Annotated in this window: 19 protein-coding genes; 12 read left to right on the top strand and 7 right to left on the bottom strand. The window is 56.2% G+C overall.

The window, feature by feature from the left end; genetic code table 11:
* The 6 genes from sapB (at window position 1) to MWH02_RS01255 (ending at window position 5880) form a co-directional block, all read left to right on the top strand.
* Window positions 1–966, top strand: a complete 966-nt coding sequence (sapB, locus tag MWH02_RS01280) for a putrescine export ABC transporter permease SapB (protein ID WP_101764290.1) — start codon at window positions 1–3, stop codon at window positions 964–966.
* Window positions 953–1843 carry a putrescine export ABC transporter permease SapC gene (sapC, locus tag MWH02_RS01275; RefSeq protein WP_101764289.1) on the top strand — a complete coding sequence of 297 codons (891 nt, stop codon included), beginning with the start codon at window positions 953–955 and terminating at the stop codon, window positions 1841–1843. Before sapB ends, sapC begins: the two co-directional genes overlap by 14 nt.
* On the top strand, window positions 1843–2838 hold the full coding sequence (sapD, locus tag MWH02_RS01270; protein ID WP_101764288.1) for a putrescine export ABC transporter ATP-binding protein SapD: 996 nt from the start codon (window positions 1843–1845) through the stop codon (window positions 2836–2838). The genes sapC and sapD overlap by 1 nt, the downstream gene beginning before the upstream one ends.
* 2 nt (window positions 2839–2840) lie before the next feature.
* Window positions 2841–3644, top strand: coding sequence for a putrescine export ABC transporter ATP-binding protein SapF (gene sapF / locus MWH02_RS01265; protein WP_110866235.1), 804 nt, complete (start codon window positions 2841–2843; stop codon window positions 3642–3644).
* 128 nt (window positions 3645–3772) lie between these two features.
* A complete protein-coding gene (fabI, locus tag MWH02_RS01260) occupies window positions 3773–4561 on the top strand; it encodes an enoyl-ACP reductase FabI (RefSeq protein ID WP_007892455.1) in 789 nt (262 codons plus the stop codon).
* A gap of 197 nt (window positions 4562–4758) precedes the next feature.
* Window positions 4759–5880 carry a CMD domain-containing protein gene (locus MWH02_RS01255; RefSeq protein ID WP_271459717.1) on the top strand — a complete coding sequence of 374 codons (1122 nt, stop codon included), beginning with the start codon at window positions 4759–4761 and terminating at the stop codon, window positions 5878–5880.
* Here the strand turns inward: MWH02_RS01255 and MWH02_RS01250 are convergent.
* Both MWH02_RS01250 and MWH02_RS01245 read right to left on the bottom strand, forming a co-directional pair.
* Complete coding sequence (locus MWH02_RS01250) at window positions 5877–6773, bottom strand: LysR family transcriptional regulator (RefSeq protein WP_110866237.1); 897 nt, start codon at window positions 6771–6773, stop codon at window positions 5877–5879. The two genes, MWH02_RS01255 and MWH02_RS01250, sit on opposite strands and share 4 nt — an antisense overlap.
* Before the next feature lie 80 nt (window positions 6774–6853).
* Entirely contained in the window at window positions 6854–8443 is a 1590-nt protein-coding gene (locus MWH02_RS01245; RefSeq protein ID WP_271459716.1) for a PTS transporter subunit EIIC, read from the bottom strand.
* Between the two features lie 244 nt (window positions 8444–8687).
* On the opposite strand from MWH02_RS01245, the gene MWH02_RS01240 reads away from it, so the two are divergent.
* From MWH02_RS01240 to pdeR, 5 genes are all read left to right on the top strand, one after another.
* Entirely contained in the window at window positions 8688–10994 is a 2307-nt protein-coding gene (locus MWH02_RS01240; protein ID WP_271459715.1) for an FdhF/YdeP family oxidoreductase, read from the top strand.
* Between the two features lie 124 nt (window positions 10995–11118).
* Entirely contained in the window at window positions 11119–13053 is a 1935-nt protein-coding gene (locus MWH02_RS01235; RefSeq protein WP_271459714.1) for an exoribonuclease II, read from the top strand.
* A 184-nt stretch (window positions 13054–13237) separates the two neighbouring features.
* Window positions 13238–15304, top strand: coding sequence for a carbon starvation CstA family protein (locus MWH02_RS01230; protein WP_110866240.1), 2067 nt, complete (start codon window positions 13238–13240; stop codon window positions 15302–15304).
* Window positions 15297–15593 carry a YbdD/YjiX family protein gene (locus tag MWH02_RS01225; RefSeq protein ID WP_271459713.1) on the top strand — a complete coding sequence of 99 codons (297 nt, stop codon included), beginning with the start codon at window positions 15297–15299 and terminating at the stop codon, window positions 15591–15593. Before MWH02_RS01230 ends, MWH02_RS01225 begins: the two co-directional genes overlap by 8 nt.
* Before the next feature lie 156 nt (window positions 15594–15749).
* Window positions 15750–17735, top strand: coding sequence for a cyclic di-GMP phosphodiesterase (gene pdeR, locus MWH02_RS01220; RefSeq protein WP_101764279.1), 1986 nt, complete (start codon window positions 15750–15752; stop codon window positions 17733–17735).
* A gap of 15 nt (window positions 17736–17750) precedes the next feature.
* Here pdeR and MWH02_RS01215 read toward each other — a convergent pair whose 3' ends face one another.
* The 3 genes from MWH02_RS01215 to araD form a co-directional block, all read right to left on the bottom strand.
* Entirely contained in the window at window positions 17751–18617 is an 867-nt protein-coding gene (locus tag MWH02_RS01215; protein WP_271459712.1) for a crotonase/enoyl-CoA hydratase family protein, read from the bottom strand.
* Window positions 18618–18762: 145 nt separating this feature from the next.
* Window positions 18763–19746 (bottom strand): 2-keto-3-deoxygluconate transporter, encoded by a 984-nt coding sequence (gene kdgT, locus MWH02_RS01210; protein ID WP_007892437.1) that lies wholly within the window; start codon window positions 19744–19746, stop codon window positions 18763–18765.
* Window positions 19747–20299: 553 nt separating this feature from the next.
* Window positions 20300–20998 (bottom strand): L-ribulose-5-phosphate 4-epimerase, encoded by a 699-nt coding sequence (araD, locus tag MWH02_RS01205; RefSeq protein WP_271459711.1) that lies wholly within the window; start codon window positions 20996–20998, stop codon window positions 20300–20302.
* A 246-nt stretch (window positions 20999–21244) separates the two neighbouring features.
* Here araD and osmB point away from each other — a divergent pair, with 246 nt between their 5' ends.
* Window positions 21245–21463 carry an osmotically-inducible lipoprotein OsmB gene (osmB, locus tag MWH02_RS01200; protein ID WP_008106509.1) on the top strand — a complete coding sequence of 73 codons (219 nt, stop codon included), beginning with the start codon at window positions 21245–21247 and terminating at the stop codon, window positions 21461–21463.
* 68 nt (window positions 21464–21531) lie between these two features.
* Here the strand turns inward: osmB and yciH are convergent, their stop codons facing one another.
* Complete coding sequence (gene yciH, locus MWH02_RS01195) at window positions 21532–21855, bottom strand: stress response translation initiation inhibitor YciH (RefSeq protein ID WP_110866244.1); 324 nt, start codon at window positions 21853–21855, stop codon at window positions 21532–21534.
* Window positions 21855–22562 (bottom strand): orotidine-5'-phosphate decarboxylase, encoded by a 708-nt coding sequence (gene pyrF, locus MWH02_RS01190; protein WP_101764275.1) that lies wholly within the window; start codon window positions 22560–22562, stop codon window positions 21855–21857. Before pyrF ends, yciH begins: the two co-directional genes overlap by 1 nt.
* Between the last annotated feature and the right edge of the window lie 65 nt (window positions 22563–22627).

Below are 22627 nucleotides of genomic sequence, written 5' to 3'. Positions count from 1 at the left end.
ATGATTATCTATATTCTGCGTCGCGTGGTGCTGCTGCTCATCACCCTGTTTTTGCTGTCGCTGGTGAGCTTCAGTCTGAGCTACTTCACACCAAATGCCCCGCTCGAAGGCGCATCGCTGTTTGATGCGTGGTGGTTCTGGTTCAAGGGCTTGCTGCAGTTCGATTTTGGCGTCTCCAGCACCAACGGCCAGCCGATTGATCTTCAGCTGCGCGAAGTGTTTCCCGCCACGCTGGAGCTGTGCGTAATGGCATTTATTCTGGCGCTACTGGTGGGGATTCCGCTGGGAATTTGCGCCGGCGTGATGCGCAAAAAATGGCAGGATAAAGCCATTAGCGCGCTGGCGCTGCTTGGCTTCTCGATGCCGGTATTCTGGCTAGCGCTGCTGTTTACGCTGTTCTTCTCGTTAACGCTCGGCTGGTTGCCGGTGTCCGGACGTTTCGACCTGCTCTATCCGGTGCAAAACGTTACCGGCTTTGCGCTGATTGATGCATGGCTGAGCCCGTCGCCGTGGCGTCATGAAATGCTGGTCAGCGCCTTAACGCACATGATTCTGCCGGTGGTCGTTCTCGCCGTTGCGCCTGCTACCGAGATGATCCGCTTACTGCGCAGCAGCACCAGCGATGTGATGGACAAAAACTACGTCAAAGCCGCCGCCACGCGCGGCCTGTCGCGCTTCACGGTGATCCGCCGCCACGTGCTGCACAATGCGCTGCCGCCGGTGATTCCGCGCCTTGGGCTGCAATTTTCCACCATGCTGACGTTGGCGATGATCACCGAGGTGGTGTTCAACTGGCCGGGCCTCGGCCGCTGGCTGATTAACGCCATTCGCCAGCAGGATTACGCGGCGATTTCCGCTGGCGTGATGGTGGTGGGCGGTCTGGTGATTCTGGTCAGCGTGTTATCCGATATTCTGGGTGCGGCGCTTAACCCGCTGAAACATAAGGAATGGTATGCCCTTAGATAATGTCTACGACGAGAAGCGGCTGCCCAGCACGCTGCGTCGCAGCTGGCAGCGCTTGTATCGCGATACCAGCGGCATGGTCGGCTTGTACGGCTTTGGCCTGCTGCTGTTCCTGTGCCTGTTTGGCGGTCTGCTGGCGCCGTATGGTATCGATCAGCAATTTCTCGGTTATCAGCTGCTGCCGCCATCGTGGTCGCGCTACGGCGATGTCTCCTTCTTCCTCGGCACCGACGATTTAGGCCGCGATGTGCTGAGCCGCCTGCTAAGCGGCGTAGCGCCGACCGTCGGCTCGGCGATTCTGGTGACGGTGCTGGCGGCAATTTGTGCGCTGGTGCTTGGCGTGTTTGCCGGTATCACGCACGGCATGCGCTCGGCGGTGATGAATCACGTGCTGGATACCTTATTGTCGATTCCCTCGCTGCTGCTGGCGATTATCGTGGTGGCATTTCTCGGCCCGCGCCTGGAACACGCGATGCTGGCGGTGTTTCTCGCGCTGATCCCACGTCTGGTGCGCGAGATCTATACTGCTGTGCATGATGAGATGGAAAAAGAGTATGTGGTGGCGCTGCGTCTCGATGGCGCGCGCAACCTGAATATCTTGTGGAATGCGGTGCTGCCTAACGTGCTGCCGCTGCTGGTGAGCGAATTTACCCGCTCGCTGTCGATGGCGATTCTGGACATCGCAGCACTCGGTTTCCTCGATCTTGGCGCGCAGCTGCCCTCACCCGAATGGGGGGCGATGCTGGGTGACGCGCTGGAGCTGATCTACGTTGCGCCGTGGACGGTCATGCTGCCGGGCGTGGCGCTGATGGTCAGCGTGTTGATCGTTAACCTGCTGGGCGATGGCATTCGTCGCGCTGTAGAAGCGGGAGTTGAATAATGCCGCTACTGGATATCCGTAACCTGACCATCGAATTTATGACCGCTGACGGTCCGGTCAAAGCGGTTGATCGCATCAACCTGACGCTAAGCGAAGGCGAAATTCGCGGTTTGGTGGGTGAATCGGGTTCAGGCAAAAGTCTGATCGCCAAAGCAATTTGCGGCGTCACCAAAGATAACTGGCGCGTCACCGCCGATCGCATGGTGTTTGATGATATTGATCTGCTGCGCCTGTCACCGCGCGAACGCCGTCGGATCGTCGGCCATAACGTGTCGATGATTTTTCAGGAGCCGCAATCCTGTCTTGATCCGTCAGAAAGTATTGGTCGCCAGCTGATGCAGGCGATTCCGCGTTGGACGCACAAAGGCCGCTGGTATAAACGGCTGTGGTTCTGGCGCAAAGTGCGCGCCATTGAGCTGCTGCATCGTGTCGGCATCAAAGATCATAAAGACATCATGCGCAGTTTCCCGTATGAACTCACCGACGGCGAATGCCAAAAGGTGATGATCGCCATCGCGCTGGCCAATCAGCCGCGTTTGCTGATCGCCGATGAACCAACCAATGCGATGGAGCCGACCACGCAGGCGCAAATTTTCCGCCTGCTGAGCCGCCTCAATCAGAATAACAACACCACCATTTTGCTGATCAGCCACGATCTGCGCACCATGAGCCATTGGGCCGACCGCATTAATGTGATGTATTGCGGCCAGACGGTGGAGATCGCGCAAAGCGAAGAGTTAATGGAGTCACCGCATCATCCTTACACGCAGGCGCTGATCCGGGCGATGCCCGATTTCGGTAGCGCGCTGCCGCACAAAAGCCGCCTCAACACGCTTTCTGGCGCTATTCCTTCACTGGAACATCTGCCAATTGGCTGTCGTCTGGGGCCGCGCTGCCCGTATGCGCAGCGTAAGTGCATCGAAACACCGCGCCTGACCGGCAATAAAGCGCATCTGTTTGCTTGTCACTTCCCGCTGAATATGGAGAGCCAGTAAACATGGAAACGCTGCTGGAAGTGCGCAACCTGAGTAAAACCTACCGCTATCGCACCGGTTTGTTTCGTCGTCAGCACGTTGAGGCGGTGAAAGGCGTCAGTTTTACCCTGCGTGAAAAACAGACGCTGGCGGTGATTGGTGAAAACGGTTCGGGAAAATCGACGCTGGCAAAAATGCTCAGCGGCATGGTCGAGCCGAGCGAGGGCGAGATGCTGATTGACGATCATCCGCTGGAGTACGGTGATTATGGTTATCGCAGCCAGCGCATTCGCATGATTTTTCAGGATCCCTCAACCTCGCTGAATCCGCGCCAGCGCATCAGCCAGATACTCGATTTCCCGCTGCGCCTGAATACCGAGCTGGATGATGACGCGCGTGAAAAACGCATTATCGCCACGCTGCGTCAGGTCGGTTTGCTGCGCGACCACGCCGGATACTATCCGCACATGCTGGCGCCGGGCCAGAAGCAGCGCCTGGCGCTGGCGCGAGCGCTGATTCTGCAGCCAAAAGTGATCGTCGCCGATGAAGCCCTCGCCTCGCTGGATATGACCATGCGTTCACAGCTGGTGAACCTGATGCTGGAACTGCAGGAGAAGCACGGCATCGCCTATATTTATGTCACGCAGCATCTCGGCATGATGAAGCACATCAGCGATCAGGTACTGGTGATGCATCAGGGCGAAGTGGTCGAGCGCGGCGGCACCGCCGATGTATTGGCCTCGCCGCTGCACGATCTCACCAAGCGCCTGATCACCAGCCACTTTGGTGAAGCCTTAACCGCTGAAGCCTGGCGCCGCGAGCGTTAAGGCGCCGAAAACGCGGTGCGATTTACCGCATTTATAGAGACGTGCTAGACTTCGCACGAGATTAACGTCGGTCGCCTGTTTTTCAACCATCGCGACCGCCAACAACAATGACCAAAAGGATTACAGCTATGGGTTTTCTTTCCGGTAAGCGCATTCTGATTACTGGCGTTGCCAGTAAACTCTCAATCGCCTACGGTATTGCGCAGGCGATGCACAAACAGGGCGCAGAACTGGCTTTCACCTACCAGAACGACAAACTGAAAAGTCGTGTGGAAGAGTTTGCTAAAGATCTGGGTTCAGACATTGTTCTGCCATGCGATGTGGCTGAAGACGAGAGCATCACTGCGCTGTTCACCGAACTGGCAAAAACCTGGCCGAAATTTGACGGTTTCGTTCACTCCATCGGTTTCGCACCTGGCGATCAGCTGGATGGCGACTACGTGAATGCTGTTACCCGTGAAGGCTTCAAGATCGCTCACGACATCAGCGCGTACAGCTTTGTTGCGATGGCGAAAGAGTGCCGTGCGATGCTGAACCCGAATTCCGCCCTGCTGACCCTGTCTTACCTGGGTGCAGAGCGCGCCATCCCGAACTACAACGTGATGGGTCTGGCGAAAGCGTCTCTGGAAGCTAACGTACGCTACATGGCGAACGCAATGGGTCCAGAAGGCACACGTGTTAACGCCGTTTCTGCCGGTCCAATCCGTACGCTGGCTGCATCAGGCATCAAAGATTTCCGTAAAATGCTGGCGCACTGCGAAGCGGTTACCCCGATTCGTCGTACCGTTACCATCGAAGACGTGGGTAACTCAGCTGCATTCCTGTGCTCTGATTTGGCGGGTGGTATCACCGGTGAAGTGGTACACGTTGATGGCGGCTTCAGCATTGCCGCAATGAACGAGCTGGAACTGAAATAAGATTTCCCCAGGGTCGCCATTCATGGCGACCTCTCTTTCAAAAAATCCCCCCTTATACTCGTAAGCTATTAATTATTCCCCATCATTCTTTTGCCGTGGACAGCCGTTCAGCGACGATAAGCTAGCCCTTTGTTGCATGCCTGCTTTTCAGATTCGCACGCTGTGCAGCAAGTCCGTTTTTAGCGCAAGGAATGACCATGGAACAACGCCGTTCTCCCGGCCATGACCACTGGTTTTATGAAAGCCAGACTCGCCCGAATAGCACCGCCACTGCGCCACTGGTGCCCGAAGCCGCCTATATCGACGATCGTTTCTTACTTGGTTTGCAACAGGAAGCGACCGCGTTACAGCCGCTGCTGTCGCGTTTTCAGCCTGCGTTATTGGCCGCGCGCGATCTCAGCCAGATTCTGTTTCCCGATACGCTTGCCACCAGTTTGACCCACACCTTAACGCTGTACGATCGCCTCAGCACCGCGCTAACGGTGGCGCAGGTCGCCGGCGTGCAGCGCCTGTGCAATCACTACTCAGCCCGGCTCAATCCGTTGCCGGGTCCGGACTCATCACGTGAAAGCAATAATCGCCTGACGCAAATTACCCAATATGCGCGTCAGCTGGCGATGCAGCCGGAACTGATCACCACCAGCAGCATCAGCGCGCTGGACGCGGTGGGCTTAACCGAGCCCGATATCGTCACGCTGAATCAACTGGTGGGATATGTCAGCTATCAGTCACGCGTGGTGGCATCGCTGCAGGCGATGATGGGCTTGCCGGTGCGCTGGATTCCGGGCGTAACACCGCCGCCGGACGCCAGCGCAGCGCTGTTTACCGGCAACGACGGCTGGCAGCACGCGTTGAAACCGGTTGAACTGCGCTATGCCAGCGCCGATCAACTGGCGGCGGTTACTTTCTGTCAGGGTATGGAGGGATTAGATGATGCCATTTGGCTGCTGGTGCACGATGCGCAAGTGCTGTATGGCTTCGCCACGCTAAAACAGCGGCTGAGTGAACATTTTGCCGGGGATGAAGCGCTGGCGCAGGCGGTTAGCGCACGCGTGCTGGGTTGTCGACGTCAGTTTGATTTTGTTACCGATGAATGGCGTGACGCACTGCTGCAGGATGTCGAAAGCGCTGGCGCAGCATCGCCAGTGATTTCACTCAGCGCCCAGCTCACTCGCCTGCCCGACCGCTTCAGCGCTGCACATTTGCAGCCGCTGCTGAACGCGGGCTGGGGCAGCGAACGCATCTTCACGCTGTTGCAAGCGGTGGCTTTTGCCAGCTGGCAGGATCGCCTGCTGATGGCGCTCGGCGAAACCCGTTAATCGGGCAGATGCCGCCGCGCTTCATCAAAGAAATGCTGAGCCAGCGGCGATGCTCTGCCCGGCTCGGCAATCACTAATGCCGCCTGCCGGCCCATCGGCGCCATCTCAATCGGCCGCCGCGCCAGATTCTGCATCAGCTCCGGCAACAGATGTCCGCATGGCGACACCATCACGCCTAAACCAACCTGCGCACTTTGCAGCAGTTGCATGATCGACGCGCTCTCAACAATCACACGTGGAATCAAGCCGGTTTCCCTCAGTTGCCCATCAAGATAGCGTCGAAAATAGCGCGTGGGCTCTGCCAGACACAGCGGCTGGCAGGCAAGCGTGGCGAGCGAGATGTTCTCTTGCTCGAGCAGCGCCGGAAAGTGCGCCGGATTGAACAGCGCCTCGACACCCGGATCTTTCAACAGCGCAGTTTGAAAATGCAGCTCGCGCAGTGACGTCAGTTCAAAAAAGCCGATACCGCCATCCACGGTGTGGCTGTTAAGCGCTTCCAGCAGCTGATCGGCGCTCATCGCGGCCACGCGATAATCCAGCTGTGGATAACGCGCTTCAACCGCTTTCAACAACGCAGGCAGCGCCACGCTGCACTGCGGCATAACACCCAGCCGCAAGGTGCCGTTGACGCCATGCTTGAGCGACTCCACTTCCAGCTTCAATCCCTGATACACCGAAACAATTTCCCGCGCCCAGGTCAGTACGCGCTCGCCTTCTGGCGTAAAGCCATCGAAATTATTACTGCGGTTGATCAGCGACAGCCCTAATTCGCGTTCGAGGTTTTTCAGGCGCATCGATAGCGTCGGCTGGCTGACAAAGCTGACCTCTGCCGCGCGGCCAAAGTGGCGTTCGCGTTCAAGATTTGTCAGATAGATTAATTGTTTGATGTCCATGGAAAGCAGAATTGGCTGGAAAACAGCAGTGTATCATGGCGGTTGCCGCTGCGCTGCGTCCACGCGCAGCGGCCATTGTGTTACGCCACACCCAAGGCACTTTTTACGTCGTTGGCGATCTTCTCGACATGCGGGCCGTAAATCACCTGGATATCGTGTTCGCTGACGCGATTGATGCCATTCGCGCCGGTGGTCAGTAACGTTTGATCGACCACCTCATTCATCTGTTTGACCCGCACGCGCAGCCGGGTGAAGCAGCAATCGACGTCCTCTATATTGGCTTCGCCGCCCAGCCCGCTGATGATCACTTTGGTGCGCTCATCCGCCGCCACCTGTTCGGGTTTGTGTTCTTCATCGGATTCCCGTCCCGGCGTTTCAACCCGCATCCGCGTGATGACAAAACGGAAGCCGTAGTAGTAAATCGGCACGTAAATCACGCCGAGCACAATCGTCCACCACCAATGCGTTTTGCTGCCACCGAGAATGCCAAACACCACCAGATCGATGGCGCCGCCCTGCACGTTGCCAATCATCAAATGCAGCATCGACATCAACATAAATGACAGGCCGGTTAATAGCGCATGCAGGATATAGAGCACCGGCGACACGAAGATGAAACAGAACTCCAGCGGCTCGGTGATGCCGGTGGTAAAGGAAGTCAGTGCACCGGCCAGCACCAGCGCTTTAACGCGCTGCTTATGCTCAGGGCGCGCAGTGTGGTAGATCGCCAGCGCGGCGGCTGGTAAGCCAAACATCATTACCGGAATTTTGCCCTGCGCGAGGAACTGCGTCGCGCCGCGCACCGTATCGTCCGGGATGGCGCCGGGATGCGTTAGCGAGGTGTTGAAGATGTTCAGCGCGCCAACGATGCTTTGTCCATCAACCGTTGCCATGCCGCCAATCGGTGTGAAGCGCACGGTTTCGTTGAGGATATGGTGCAAACCGGTGGGAATCAGTAAGCGTTCGCTGGTGCCAAGCAGGAAGGCGCCGTATTGCCCGCTTTTACCAATCATCAAACCCACCCACGCGATGCCTTCGCCGATGGTCGGCCAAATCAACGCCAGCAGCACGCCCACCAGCGGCAGCACCACCACGGTCACGATCGGCACAAAGCGGCGTCCACCAAAGAAGCTGATCGCCGTCGGCAGTTGCTGAGTGTAAAAACGGTTATGCAGCAGCACGGTAATCAATCCAGCAATCACGCCGCCCAGCACGCTCATGTTGTAAGTAAAGATGCCGAGCATGTCGAGGTATTCGGCCGACGTCATCATCGCCGCAGTTTGATCCATACCCGCTTTCTGCAGCGCTTCTGGCGTGGTGGTAGCGGCCGTCAAACCTTTGGACGCCAGCGTGGAGCTGATTCCGACATTCATGGCGATATAGCCAATTACGGCGGCAAAGGCGGCGGTCGGTTTCTCCGCTTTCGCCAGCCCGATGGCGCTAGCCACCGCAAAGAACAGCGGCAAATTGGCGAACAGCGCGCCCGCCACCTTGCGGATAAACCCGATAATCAGCTGTGGCACCTGCAGACTGGCGAAGGCATCGCCGGTGATGGCCGGATTTTGCATTGCGGCGGCCAGGCCAAGAAAGATCCCTGCGGCAGCAATCACCGAGATGGGCATCATTAAGGCTTTACCGAAGGCGTGAATTTGGCTTGCCAGATTCTTCATGCTGCGTGCCCTTTTCAAAATGGAAAGAGCAATTATTAGTCAGTTATCTCAGCAGCACGTAACTGCCGCCCCTTAACAGCCGGGGAAGTTTGACTTAGGTCACGCTTTGCGTGCGTTTCACGATAAACGGCGCCTATCGCACCATTAAACCAATCAATTAGACAACTTTTAAGGAGAGTCGCACACTTCCCGCTAACAGAAGACATATTCTGATAACAACTCATAAACAAATAAGCCTGCAACTATGAAATTTAAACGTAAGATTCAACCCTATCGCGCTGCTGCGGGCGGCTGGGGTTCATTGGAAGCCACCACCCGTTTCGTCCTTGATAGTAAAGCTGCCCTGAAGAACATGCGAAACCTGATGCGCATGAATAAAGCGCGCGGTTTCGACTGCCCAGGTTGCGCATGGGGCGATGACAACAAAAGCACCTTCAGCTTCTGTGAAAACGGAGCAAAAGCGGTAACGTGGGAAGCCACGCGTCGTGTGGTTGCGCCGGAATTTTTTGCCCAGCACAGCGTCAGCACTCTTTATCAGCAGAGCGATTACTTCCTTGAGTACCAGGGACGCTTAACCCATCCGATGCGCTACAACAGCGCGACCGACCACTACGAACCCATCAGCTGGGACGATGCGTTAGCCCTGATTGCTCGCCATTTGAAGGCGATGGATCATCCAAATCAAATGGAGCTTTACACCTCCGGCCGCGCCAGCAATGAAGCATCCTGGCTTTATCAGCTGTTTGGCCGTGTGATGGGCACCAACAACTTCCCCGACTGCTCGAACATGTGCCACGAAGCCAGCGGCACCGGCCTGAAACGCAGCATCGGCGTGGGTAAAGGCACCATTCGTCTGGACGATTTTGATCACGCCGACGCGATTTTCGTGTTGGGTCAGAATCCGGGCACCAACCATCCGCGCATGCTGCACAGCCTGCGGCACGCGGCCGATCACGGCGCGAAAATCGTCACCTTTAATACGCTGCGCGAGCGCGGCCTCGAGCGTTTTGCCGATCCGCAAAAGCCGCTGGAGATTGTCACGTCGATGGCGGGCACCATCAGTTCCGCCTATTACCAACCTAATCTGGGCGGCGATATGGCAGCGGTGCGCGGCATGGTGAAAGCCCTGCTTGAGCTACAGCGTGCACGTTTGGCTGCCGGTGAAGAAGGCCTTTTCGATCAGGCGTTTATCGATGCCAACACTCATGGCATTGATGCGTATCTTGCCGCCGTTGATAACACCCGCTGGGACGATATCGTGCGCCAATCCGGTCTCAGCGAAGTGCAGATTCGTGAGGCGGCGGCGATCTATCAAAGTGCTGAACGCGTGATTGTCACTTGGGCGATGGGCATTACTCAGCATAAACACTCGGTGGATACCGTTCGCGAGATCACCAACCTGCAGCTGCTGTTTGGTCAGTTGGGCAAGAAAGGCGCAGGCCTGTGTCCGGTACGCGGCCACAGTAATGTGCAGGGCAACCGCACCATGGGCATCGATGAGAAACCGGGCAAGCCGTTCCTCGATGCACTCGGCGCGCACTTTGATTTCGAACCACCGCGTGAGCATGGTCACAACACCGTTGAGGCGCTGAACGCGATGCTGCGTGACGAAGTGAAAGTGCTGATTGCGCTGGGCGGCAACCTCGCGGCGGCCGCACCGGATTCACCGGTCACCGAAGAAGCGTTGCAGCATTGCGGTTTGACCGTGCACATCAGCACCAAACTCAATCGCAGCCATTTGGTGCCGGGCCGCGAAGGGCTGATTCTGCCAACGCTGGGCCGTACCGAACGCGATCGTCAGGCAAGCGGTAATCAGTACATCACCGTGGAAGACTCGTTCAGCATGGTGCACGCCTCAGAAGGCGTCGGCATTCCCCTGGCAGAGACGCAGCGTTCTGAAACCGCGATTGTGGCTGGCATAGCCCATGCGACATTAGGCAGCGATAAAATCGACTGGCTGGCGATGGCAGGCAATTACGATCTGATTCGCGATCACATCGCCGCCACGATTCCCGGCTTTGCTGATTTCAATAACAAGTGCGACATTCCGGGCGGTTTCTACCTGGGTAGCGCTGCCGCCGAGCTGCGCTTCAATACGCCAAGCAAACGTGCTGAGTTCAGCGCCGCCGCCCTGCCAACGTCGCTGTTCCCGCAGTTAGGCGATGTCGCGGCGCCGTTCACGCTGCAAACCCTGCGTTCACACGATCAGTACAACACCACGATTTACGGCCTCGATGACCGTTATCGTGGCGTGTACGGTCAGCGCGAAGTGGTGTTTATCCATCCGGATGATATGACGTCGCTGGGCTTCACTGAAGGCCAGTTGGTGGATATCGAGACGCTGTGGAATGACGGTTTAACCCGTCGCGTCAGCGGTTTCAAGCTGGTGCCGTATAACATTCCGCGCGGTAACCTCGCGGCGTATTATCCGGAAACCAACCCGCTGGTGCCGCTCTCGAGTTTTGGCGACGGCAGCGGCACACCGACCTCAAAATCGGTGCCGGTGAAGCTGGCATTAAGCGCCGCCACACCGTCACAACGTATCGCCTGACCAAAGCGTTATCAGAAGGTAAAAAGCCGCGTAAAGCGGCTTTTTAGCCTGTTTTGGCCTTGCCGCGCGGACCCGATTCGCGTAAAACTGTCAGCCGCTCTTAGGCCACGAAACTATATAAATTATGTTCCAGGATAATCCGCTGCTCGCGCAGCTTAAAGAGAAGCTTCACGCGCAGACTCCGCGCGTCGAAGGTGTTGTTAAAGGTACGGAAAAAGGCTTTGGCTTCCTCGAAGTTGATGCCCAGAAAAGCTACTTCATTCCGCCACCGCAGATGAAGAAAGTGATGCACGGCGACCGTATTTCGGCCGTGATCCACACCGATAAAGACCGCGAGAGTGCCGAGCCGGAAACCCTGGTTGAGCCGTTCCTGACCCGCTTTGTCGGCCGCGTGCAGAAGAAAGACGATCGCCTGTCAATTGTGCCGGATCATCCGCTGCTGAAAGAGGCGATTCAGTGCCGCGCCGAACGTGGCGTGACCCACGATTTCCAGAACGGCGATTGGGCGGTAGCAGAGATGCGTCGTCACCCGCTGAAAGGCGATCGCGGTTTCTATGCTGAACTGACCGAATTCATTGTCACTGCGGACGATCACCTCGCGCCGTGGTGGGTAACGTTGTCGCGCCATAACCTCGAACGTCAGGCTCCGGACGTCGGTTTTGGTGAGATGCTCGACGAAAATCTGCAGCGTGAAGATTTGACCGCACTGAACTTCGTCACCATCGACAGCGCCAGCACCCAGGATATGGATGATGCGCTGTACGTGGAAGAGGCTGCCGACGGCAATCTGATCCTGACCATCGCTATCGCTGATCCAACCGCTTACGTGGCAGAAGGCAGCGAGCTGGATGAGCTGGCGTCGAAACGCGCGTTCACCAACTATCTGCCGGGCTTCAACATACCGATGCTGCCGCGCGAACTCTCTGACGACGTCTGTTCCCTGCGTCCGGACGAGCGTCGTCCCGCGCTGGCATGCCGCGTTACCGTGCTGAAAGATGGCAGCCTGGCTGATGACGTGCATTTCTTTGCTGCGTGGATTGAGTCGAAAGCCAAGCTGGTTTATGACGAAGTTTCCGATTGGCTGGAAAACAGCGGCAGCTGGCAGCCTGAAAACGACGCCATTGCTCAGCAGATTCGCCTACTGCATCAGGTTTGCCTGGCGCGCAGCGAATGGCGTCAAACCCACGCGCTGGTGTTTAAAGATCGTCCGGACTACCGCTTTGTGTTGGGCGAAAAAGGCGAAGTACTGGATATCATCTCTGAGCCACGTCGCATCGCGAACCGCATCGTGGAAGAGTCAATGATTCTGGCTAACGTCTGTGCCGCGAAAGTGCTGCAGGAGAAGCTGGGCTTCGGTATCTATAACCTGCACACCGGTTTCGATCTGGCCAATGCTGAGCAGGCCGCTGGCGTGCTGGCGGGTCATGGCATCACCGTAGATCCGCAGGCGATTACCACGCTGGAAGGCTTCCGCCAGCTGCGTCGTCAACTCGATGCGCAGCCAACCCAGTATCTGGATAGCCGCATTCGTCGCTTCCAGTCGTTTGCAGAAGTCGGCACCGAGCCGGGCCCGCACTTTGGTCTTGGCCTCGAAGCCTACGCGACCTGGACTTCGCCGATTCGTAAGTTCGGCGACATGATCAACCATCGCTTGCTGAAGGCGATCGTGCGCGGTGAAAGCACTGGCCGTCCGCAGGATGAGCTGACCACCATCATGAGCGAACGTCGTCGCCTGAACCGCATGGCCGAGCGCGATGTTGGGGACTGGTTGTATGCACGTTTCCTCGCACCGTTTGCCGCTACCGATCGCAAGTTCAGCGCCGAGATCATCGACGTGTCTCGCGGCGGCATGCGCGTTCGTCTGCTGGAGAATGGCGCGGTAGCCTTCATTCCTGCGCCGTTCATCCACGCGGTGCGTGATGAGCTGGTGTGCTCGCAGGAAAGCGGCACCGTGCAGATAAAAGGTGAAGTCGCTTACCGTGTCACTGACATCATCGACGTGACCATCGCCGAAGTGCGTATGGAAACCCGCAGCGTGGTCGCGCGTCCTGCCGCCTGAGCATGAAAACTCGCGGGATAACAGCCGTTATCCCGCATTTCTCTCCGCCCGCTTTAGCAAATTTTAAATTTGCTTTCCGCTTCACATTTCTAATGCCTTTGTCTGTCGTTAACAATTCATTACATTACTTTTAACTTGTTGTATTCGATCGTCTCTTTTCCCGGTCCCTACAAGGAGTTAACTCATGAACAACGTCAAAACCAGTCTCATCTGGTTAGCGGTGGCGTTAATTGGCGCGGGCGCATTTGCCATGCTGGCCCTCAGCCGTGGCGAACACGTCAACGCGGTGTGGCTGGTGATTGCCTCCGTCGCCTGCTACAGCATTGCCTATCGCTTTTACAGCCTGTTTATCGCCAAGCGTATTTTCGAACTGGACGATCGCCGTCGCACGCCGGCGGAGCGCTTAAGTGATGGCCTCGATTATGTGCCGACCAATAAATGGGTGCTGTTCGGCCACCATTTTGCGGCGATTGCCGGTGCGGGCCCGCTGGTTGGTCCGATCCTCGCGGCGCAGATGGGCTTCCTGCCGGGCACCATCTGGATTCTGGTTGGCGTAATGTTTGCCGGTGCGGTGCAGGATTTCCTGATCCTGTTTATCTCAACGCGTCGTGATGGCCGCTCATTGGGTGAGATGGCGCGTCAGGAGCTCGGCTCATTCGCTGGCGTGGTCACCATGCTCGGCGCGCTGGGTGTGATGATCATCATCCTCTCCGCGCTGGCGCTGGTGGTGGTGAAGGCGCTGGCCAACAGTCCATGGGGTTTGTTCACCATTGCCGCAACCATTCCGATTGCGCTGTTTATGGGCGTGTATATGCGCTTCCTGCGTCCGGGAAAAATCGCGGAAGTGTCGATCATTGGCTTCGTGCTGATGATGGCGGCGATTATTTACGGCGGCAATGTAGCAGCCGATCCCTATTGGGGCCCGCTGTTCACGCTGAAAGGCACGGAGCTGACGTGGGTGCTGGTGATCTACGGTTTTGTCGCCTCTTCGCTGCCGGTGTGGCTGCTGCTGGCACCACGCGATTATCTCTCCACCTTCCTGAAAATTGGCGTGATCATCGGTCTGGCCATCGGCATCGTGTTTGCCATGCCCGAGATGAAGATGCCCGCAGTGACCAAATTTATTGATGGCACCGGGCCGGTCTTCTCCGGTGCGCTGTTCCCGTTCCTGTTTATCACCATCGCCTGTGGCGCCATTTCAGGTTTCCATGCGCTGGTTTCGAGCGGCACCACGCCGAAATTGGTGGAGCGCGAAAGTCATATCCGCTTTATCGGCTACGGCGCGATGCTGATGGAATCCTTTGTGGCGATCATGGCGCTGATTTGCGCATCGGTGCTTGATCCGGGCGTCTACTTTGCCATGAACTCCCCTGCCGCGCTGATTGGCACCACGGTGGAAAATGCGTCGCAGGTGATAAACGGCTGGGGCTTCGTGGTGACGCCAGAGATGCTGAGCGGCATTGCGCGCGACGTCGGCGAAAGCACCATTCTTTCGCGTGCCGGTGGTGCACCAACCTTTGCGGTCGGCATGGCGCATATCATTACCGAAGTGTTTAACAGCCGGGCCATGATGGCGTTCTGGTATCACTTCGCCATCTTGTTTGAAGCGCTGTTTATCCTGACCGCTGTGGATGCCGGCACCCGCGCCTGCCGCTTTATGGTGCAGGATCTGGTGGGCACCGTGGTTCCGTCGATGGCGAATAACCGTTCATGGTTGGGCAACATGGCGGGAACCACCGTCGCGGTGGCGGGCTGGGGCTTCTTCGTGTATCAGGGCGTGGTCGATCCGCTCGGCGGTATCAATACGCTGTGGCCGCTGTTTGGTATCGGCAACCAGATGCTGGCGTCAATGGCGCTGATTCTCGGCACCGTGGTGCTGTTCAAAATGAAGAAGCAGCGTTATGCGTGGGTGACGATTGTTCCAACCGCCTGGCTGTTCATTACCTCGATGACCGCAGGCTGGCAGAAGATTTTCCACGAAAAACCTTCGATTGGTTTCCTGGCGCAGGCCAACAAGTTCCGCAAAGGCATTGATGACGGCATCGTCATCGCCCCGGCGAAGAGTGTGGCTGACATGCAAACCATCGTCTTCAGCAATCAAATTAACGCGGCCCTGTGCGCCTTCTTCATGCTGGTGGCGGTGACCATGCTGGTGGCGGCCTTCTTCGTGATTCGTCGGGCGCTCAACAGCACGGTGCCAACCACCCATGAATCTGAGATCTCACTGCGCAAAGAGGTGCGAAATGTCTGAGTCCATTTATCACTGGAGAAAACCCAACGGGCCGTGGCACATTCAGCAGTTCTTACCAATCGCCCCCGCCACGGCTGGGCAAAATCTTACGCGCTGGCAGCGCATCTGGCGGGGATTGCAGCAAAGTTTTCGTTTAATGGTCGGCGTTCATGACTATCAAACTTATCTGAAGCATATGCGCGAACATCATCCAACGATCGCCCCCATGGATGAGCGCGCTTTTCACCGTCACTGCCTCGATGCCCGCTTTCCCAGCCAGGCCGGAAAACTCGGTAAGTGCCCTTGCTAACAGAGATTAGCCCCGCTTGTCGGGGCTTTTTCGTGCCATTCTTTAATAAAAACAAAAATATATTTGGATTGCATCTTGTGCTGACGCAGGAGGTTGAATACTGTTGCTAAAATAATGAGATACCGCCCGCTGAGCATTCCCCCGGAGGAAGTTTCCATGACCGATGAACAAGGGCAAACATTGCTATATACCTTGTTTGGCACCACCAGCCCTCATTGGCGTTTAACTTCAGATAGTGATGCTCTGCATTTTGCCGAAGATGAGAACGCAAACACCAATATGGCGGTGCCGCTGACTCCCGCACAAGCCAGTTTATTACGTGCGATGACGGTCATTACCTCAAGTATTAACCTCACGCTGTCGCTGCATGGCGAACCTGTTCCGATGCATTTTGTCGGCCGTAAAGTCAATCAATCTACCTGGGCAGGCACCTCGTCAGCCTGGGGCGATACGTCGTCTGTCGCGCGTGATTTGACGCTGGGTTTATCCTTCGCCGAGCAAGTGGTTTCTGAGGCGAATTCCGTCATCGTGATCCTCGATCAACGCGGCAATATCCAGCGTTTCAACCGTTTGAGTGAAGAGTACACCGGGCTGAAAGAGCAGGAAGTGATTGGCCGCAACGTATTCCAGCTGTTTATGACCAAGCAGGAAGCGCAGGCATCACGCCGTAATATCGCCGGTTTCTTCCGTGAAGGCAGTTCTTACGAAGTTGAACGCTGGATAAAAACCCGTAAAGGTCAGCGACTGTTTCTGTTTCGTAATAAGTTCGTTCACAGCGGTAGCGGAAAAAATGAAATTTTCCTCATCTGTTCCGGAACCGACATAACCGAAGAGCGCCGCGCTCAGGAACGTCTGCGCGTGCTGGCCAATACCGATACCGTCACCGGCTTACCCAATCGCAACGCGATCCATCAGCAGATTAGTCTGGCACTGGAGCTGGCGAATGGCAGTCAAACCGGCGTGGTGTACCTCGATTTAGACAATTTTAAGAAGGTGAACGACGCTTACGGCCATATGTTTGGCGATCAGCTGTTGCAAGCGGTGTCGCTGGCCATCCTCAGCTGTCTTGGCAAAGACCAGACGCTGGCGCGCCTTGGCGGCGATGAGTTCGTGGTGCTGGCGGAACACACCAGCCAGGCAGCGCTGGAAGCGATGGCGTCGCGTATTCTTGAGCGGCTGCGTCAGCCATTCCGCATTGGCCTGATTGAGGTTTACAGCGGCTGCTCGCTGGGTATCGCCCTCGCCCCGCTGCATGGCGAAGATCGTGAAAGCCTGATTCGTAACGCCGATACCGCGATGTATCACGCCAAAGAAAACGGCCGCGGCAAGTTTTGCGTGTTCGCTAATGAGATGAATCAGCGCGTGTTTGAGTATTTGTGGCTCGATACCAACCTGCGCAAAGCGCTCGAGCTGGATCATCTGGTGGTGCACTACCAGCCAAAACTCAATGCCGAAGGCGAAGTGCTGAGCGCCGAAGCGCTGGTGCGCTGGAATTCTCCAGAGCGTGGTCTGGTGCCGCCGGGCGATTTTATCTCCTACGCCGAAGAGTCCGGTTTGATTGTGCCCCTGGGCCGCTGGGTGATGCTCAACGTGCTGCAGCAGATCATTAAGTGGCGCAGCGAAGGCATCTTTCTGCGCGTCGCGGTTAACGTCTCGGCTAAGCAGCTGATCGACCAGAGCATTTACACCGATCTGAAACAGGCATTGAATGAAGCCGGTTTGACCGATTGTCCGATTGATATCGAACTGACGGAAAGCTGTCTGATTGAGAATGAAGCCGGTGCGCTGATGCTGATGAAACAGTTCCAGGAGCTGGGTGCGCAAGTGCATCTCGATGACTTTGGTACCGGTTACTCCTCACTTTCTCAGTTGGCACGCGTTCCGATTGATGCCATTAAGCTGGATCAGAGCTTTGTACGTAATATCAACAAACAACCCGTGGCGCAGTCGCTGGTGCGTGCGATTGTCGCGGTGGCCAAAGCCCTGAAGCTGCAGGTGATTGCCGAGGGCATTGAAACCAAAGCCGAAGAGAAGTTTGTTATGGCCAACGGTGTTGATGGGCGTCAAGGTTATTATTATGCAAAACCAATGCCCGCAGAACAGCTCGGGCATTGGCTGGCTAAGCATCCTGCCCGCGTTTAACGCTGGTCTGCGAGATTAGCCGGCTTTGCGCAAGGATGCGCTATGACGGTTCTGCAGTTGTACCAGTCGTTCCATGTAAGCAATGTCTTTAGGTTCCAGTGTGAAGGCATAATCGACCCAGTCCTCCGTGATATCCATCAGCTCAGCGCGTGATAACTGCAATACGCGTTGACGCGCTTTCAGCATTGCCCGCACGCCGTTCAGTTTTGGACGTAACGTATCGATGAAGGTGCGTGTGGTGCGATAACCATCGCCCGGCTGGAACACCTTGTCGACCAGACCACGCGTTTCATACCATTCCGCGCTGTGTGACTCACCTTCCATAATCAGCTCTTCGGCCAGCTTCATGCCAGACCGACGCGACACTAACGAGTAGCCGCCCATACCGGGGAACAGGTTGAATGCGATCTCCGGGAAACCCATGCGCGCGCTGTTCTGCGCCAGAATGAAGTGATGTGCCAGCGCCGCTTCAAAGCCGCCGCCGAGCGCACTGCCCTCAATCATTGCCAGCGTAACCGCACCGGTATCGAAACCCCGCGCTGCGGAGTGGATGCAGTCGACACAGGCACGCGCATAAGCGCGCAGTGCTTCACGACGGTTGTTGCGAATGCATTCCACAAAGAAACGCAAATCGCCTCCGGCGTTAAACATCTGTGGCACTAACGAACCCGTCACCCAGAAATCAATCGGCAAACCGGAACGTTGAGCGGAATAGCTCAGGTTCATGATCTCCTCAATTAATTCGTGGCTAAAACTCGGACGGGGTTGCGCACGCAGCATCATCCACATGGTGCGGCGACCCTCTTCATAGTAGGCCGCAAGCTGTGTGGTTTGTCCAACTTCGGTGAACAGTCTGCATGTTGGTTGGTTAATTACTGTCATTGTCTCATCCTCTGTTTATGTTTATGTAGTGCGTTAAACGCCACATCAGCGTAATCCAGAGTGAGGCCAGACCAAATGAGAGATTGATTTATAAAGCAAAATCCAGAGATATCCCCGACCAGCGGCCGGGGAAGCATTAGCGGGCTTACTTGATGGCAGCGCGTTGCCCCACAGCAACATGAGAACGCTTAACGCGTCGTGAATAAACCGCGGTGATGATGGGGACAATGACGGAGGTGACAATGACCGAAGTAGCAACTAATGCCGTTGCGGCGGGTGCGACCGGTTTAAACTGTGGCAGCATCTCGGCGATCAACACTGGCGTGGCTACGGCAGCGCCTGCGGTGCTGGATGCCGCAATCCCCGCTGTCCCATCGCCACCGCCAATAAGGCGATCGGCAATAATCAGCGGAATGCCGGTGACAATGATCACTGCGACACCCAGCATAATGCCCAGCAGGCCAGTTTGCGCGATGACGGTCAAATCAATGGTATTACCCAACGCGAAAGCAAAGAACGGAATCAGCGTGTGAACCGCTTTGCCAAAGAACTCGCGCAGTTCGGGATCGAGATTACCCAACGCGAACCCGACGATAAACGGCAGTACCGCGCCAACGAAGACATGTGGCTCAAACGACGCAATGCCTGCGGTGCCGAGAATCACCATCGTCATCAGCGGCCCGGACTCCAGCGACATCAAGACAAACGCACCGGCCTCTTCTTTCGAACCGTATTGCTGCATGATGGATGCGTATAAACCGCCATTGGTCATATCCATCGCCGCCACTAACGCCAGCGTCGAGAGACCGGCAAACATACCCACTTCCACGCCATTTTCCGGCATCACACGTGAAGCAATCGCCGCGACCACCCACGCCACCGCAATCTTGGTGAGCACGAGCGTGCCCGATTTACGCAGTACTGTGCCGGTGGCGCTGAGTTTGATGGATGCGCCCATGCAGAAGAACCACACTGCAAGAATCGGGACGGTGCCGGTCATCAACCCATTGGTGAACGAACCAAAGTATTTACCTGCGCCCGGAGAGAACGTATGGCACAGCGCGCCCAAAAACAGCGGAATCAGCATCATGCCGCCAGGAATTTTATCGATTGCACGTTTGATATGCATAAAGGTGTCACCTTAACTGAGCCAGAGGGAGGTGTTTTTATGAATTGCCAGATGGCATGGCGAGCAAGATAACGATTGGCAGAAAGGAAAAAAGTGATCGCAAATGCATTTATGAAACGCTGTTTTATTTTTATTGATTGGTCATTTTGTATTTATGACGTGAATCGCCATACCAGATGATTGGAAGTTAAAAGAGAGGAGCCGGGAGGCGTTTTTGCTCAAAGGATGGATTATCTTTGCGGGCGCTGACACATCTGCCCTTTTCAACAACTCGCACTGAAGCTTATGAGCAGGCCGGGGGCGCTTTTGTGCCGGCAATCCGCAGCGCTGAACGAAGCGAGGAGGCCAGGAGAGCCCGCAGGACGCGGGCGAAAGGCGGAGCCGGGACAAGGACGTCCCGTCTCCGCCGGTCCGTCAGGCAGACGAACGAAGTGAAGGTACCGCGTAAGCGGCGCGAGGACCGCCGGACCAAAAGTGCCCCCGGCCTGCGCGCTCACCATTAGCTTAATTAACTGGCATTACGCCAGCAGGCGTATATGTTTCAGAATTGACTTTAATTCTGCCCATACCACGCATTTTTACCGTGCTTACGCAGATAGTGCAGATCAAGCAGTGTTTGCGATATCGGCGGTAACTCAGTGCGCAGCTGCTCGGTATGCAGTGCCATATAAGCCACCTCTTCAAGTACCACCGCGCTGTGTACTGCAGCATGCGCGTCTTTACCCCAGGCAAACGGGCCGTGGGAGTTCACCAGCACGGCGGGGATTGCCGTTGGTTCAATTCCGCGCTGCGCAAAAGTTTCAATGATCACCTGGCCGGTATTCCACTCGTATTTCTGCTCAATCTCTTCGCGCTTCATCTGCCGCGTGCAGGGAATGGTGCCGTAAAAATCATCGGCGTGCGTGGTGCCTAACGCGATGATTTCACGTCCAGCCTGAGCCCAAATGGTGGCATGGCGCGAGTGCGTATGCACGATGCCGCCGATCTCTGGCCAGGCGAGATAGAGCGCGCGGTGGGTGGCGGTATCCGAGGATGGGCGCATTTTCCCTTCTATTACCTCGCCGCTGGCGAGATCGACGACAACCATATCGTCGCGCTGCATCTGCTCGTACTTCACGCCCGACGGCTTGATCACCAGTAAACCCTGATCGCGATCCACCGCACTGACATTGCCCCAGGTAAAGGTGACCAGGTTGTAACGGGGTAAATCGAGATTGGCTTCCAGCACCTGCTGCTTTAACGCTTCCAGCATCTTTTTTCTCCTGCGAACTGTGATAGCTGAATTGTGCGGAGCAGGGAGAAAAAGCGTTATGGATGGAACGGCTGTAAAAGCTGCGGAAAGTGGCTAATGGGTTAAATGTGTGGCGCGGGTTGGTTTTGATGATTAAACAAGAAGTGGCTTGCAAACTCGCATTTTAGGACCGTTTTACCCTGCCGAGTGCGGTGTAACATCTATACTTATATGGTTACCACGGTGTTAACAATCAAGGAGAAGTTAATGACTACTACAATGAAACGTCTTACTGCTGCCGTATTGGCAACAACACTAGTTGTCGCGCTGAGCGGCTGTTCGAATTGGTCTAAACGCGACCGTAATACCGCAATCGGTGCGGGTGCGGGTGCCATTGGTGGTTCAGTACTGACCAACGGTAGCGGACTTGGTACCGTTGGTGGCGCAGCTGTCGGCGGCATCATCGGTCACCAGATCAGCAAATAAATTATAATTATCAGGCTACGCAGCGCATCTACTTAACAACGGGCCACCTCAAAAGTGGCCCGAACTCCTTAACCACCCGCCAGCTTGACTTTCATGCCTTTGGCTTCCAGCAGCGTTTTTATCAAATCGCGTTTATCACCCTGAATCTCAATAACGCCCTCTTTCACTGCTCCACCGCAACCACACTTTTTCTTCAGTTCAGCAGCCAGTTTTTCGAGAGCGCTATCATCCAGATCGACACCGGTAATCAGACACACGCCCTTACCTTTACGTCCGCTGGTTTGGCGTTGAATACGCACGATGCCATCGCCTTTAGGTCGTGGCGCTTTCTCTTCTTCATGGGTGATACGACCGCTATCGGTCGAATACACCAATCGATTGTCCTGAGCCATTAAGCCTCCTGTAAACTTTGCAGGATTTGCTGCAGCGTGGCGGCCGGATCGGCGGATTGGGTGATCGGACGCCCGATGACCATATAATCCACGCCCGCGAGTTTTGCCTGCTGCGGCGTCATAATACGGCGCTGATCGCCCGCATCGCTGCCGGCCGGACGAATGCCTGGCGTAACCAGCGCGAAATCCTGACCTATCACCTGCTTAAAATGCGCGGCTTCCTGCGCCGAACAAACCACGCCGTGCAGGCCGCAATCGCGGGTCAAACGTGCCAGCCGCTCAGCCTGCGCGGCTGGAGATAAGGTAATGCCCAAACCTTTGAGGTCGTCTTCATCCATGCTGGTCAATACGGTGACGGCAATCAGCAGCGGCGCATCGTTGCCGAATGGCACCAGCGCTTCACGAGCCGCGTTCATCATGCGAGCGCCTCCGCTGGCATGCACGTTGACCATCCACACGCCAAGATCGGCTGCGGCCGCGACTGCATGTGCGGTGGTGTTTGGGATGTCATGAAACTTGAGATCGAGGAACACTTCAAAACCCCGTTCCTGCAGCGTTTTCACCAGCGATGGACCAAACAGTGTGAACATCTCTTTGCCCACTTTCAGGCGACACTGGCCTGGATCGATGCGGTCTACAAACTGCAGCGCGCTGTTGAGATCATGATAGTCGAGTGCCACCAGAATAGGTGAAGTGGTTACAGGCATAACGTTTCCTCAGTAACTGGCACCCGCAGGCGCGATGGACAAACGGCAAGCATTCTACCTGCGCA

Source organism: Pantoea leporis (assembly GCF_028048155.1).
Taxonomy (GTDB): domain Bacteria; phylum Pseudomonadota; class Gammaproteobacteria; order Enterobacterales; family Enterobacteriaceae; genus Pantoea; species Pantoea leporis.
Note: the sequence above shows the minus strand (reverse complement) of the source record. Positions and strands in the feature narration are given on the sequence as shown.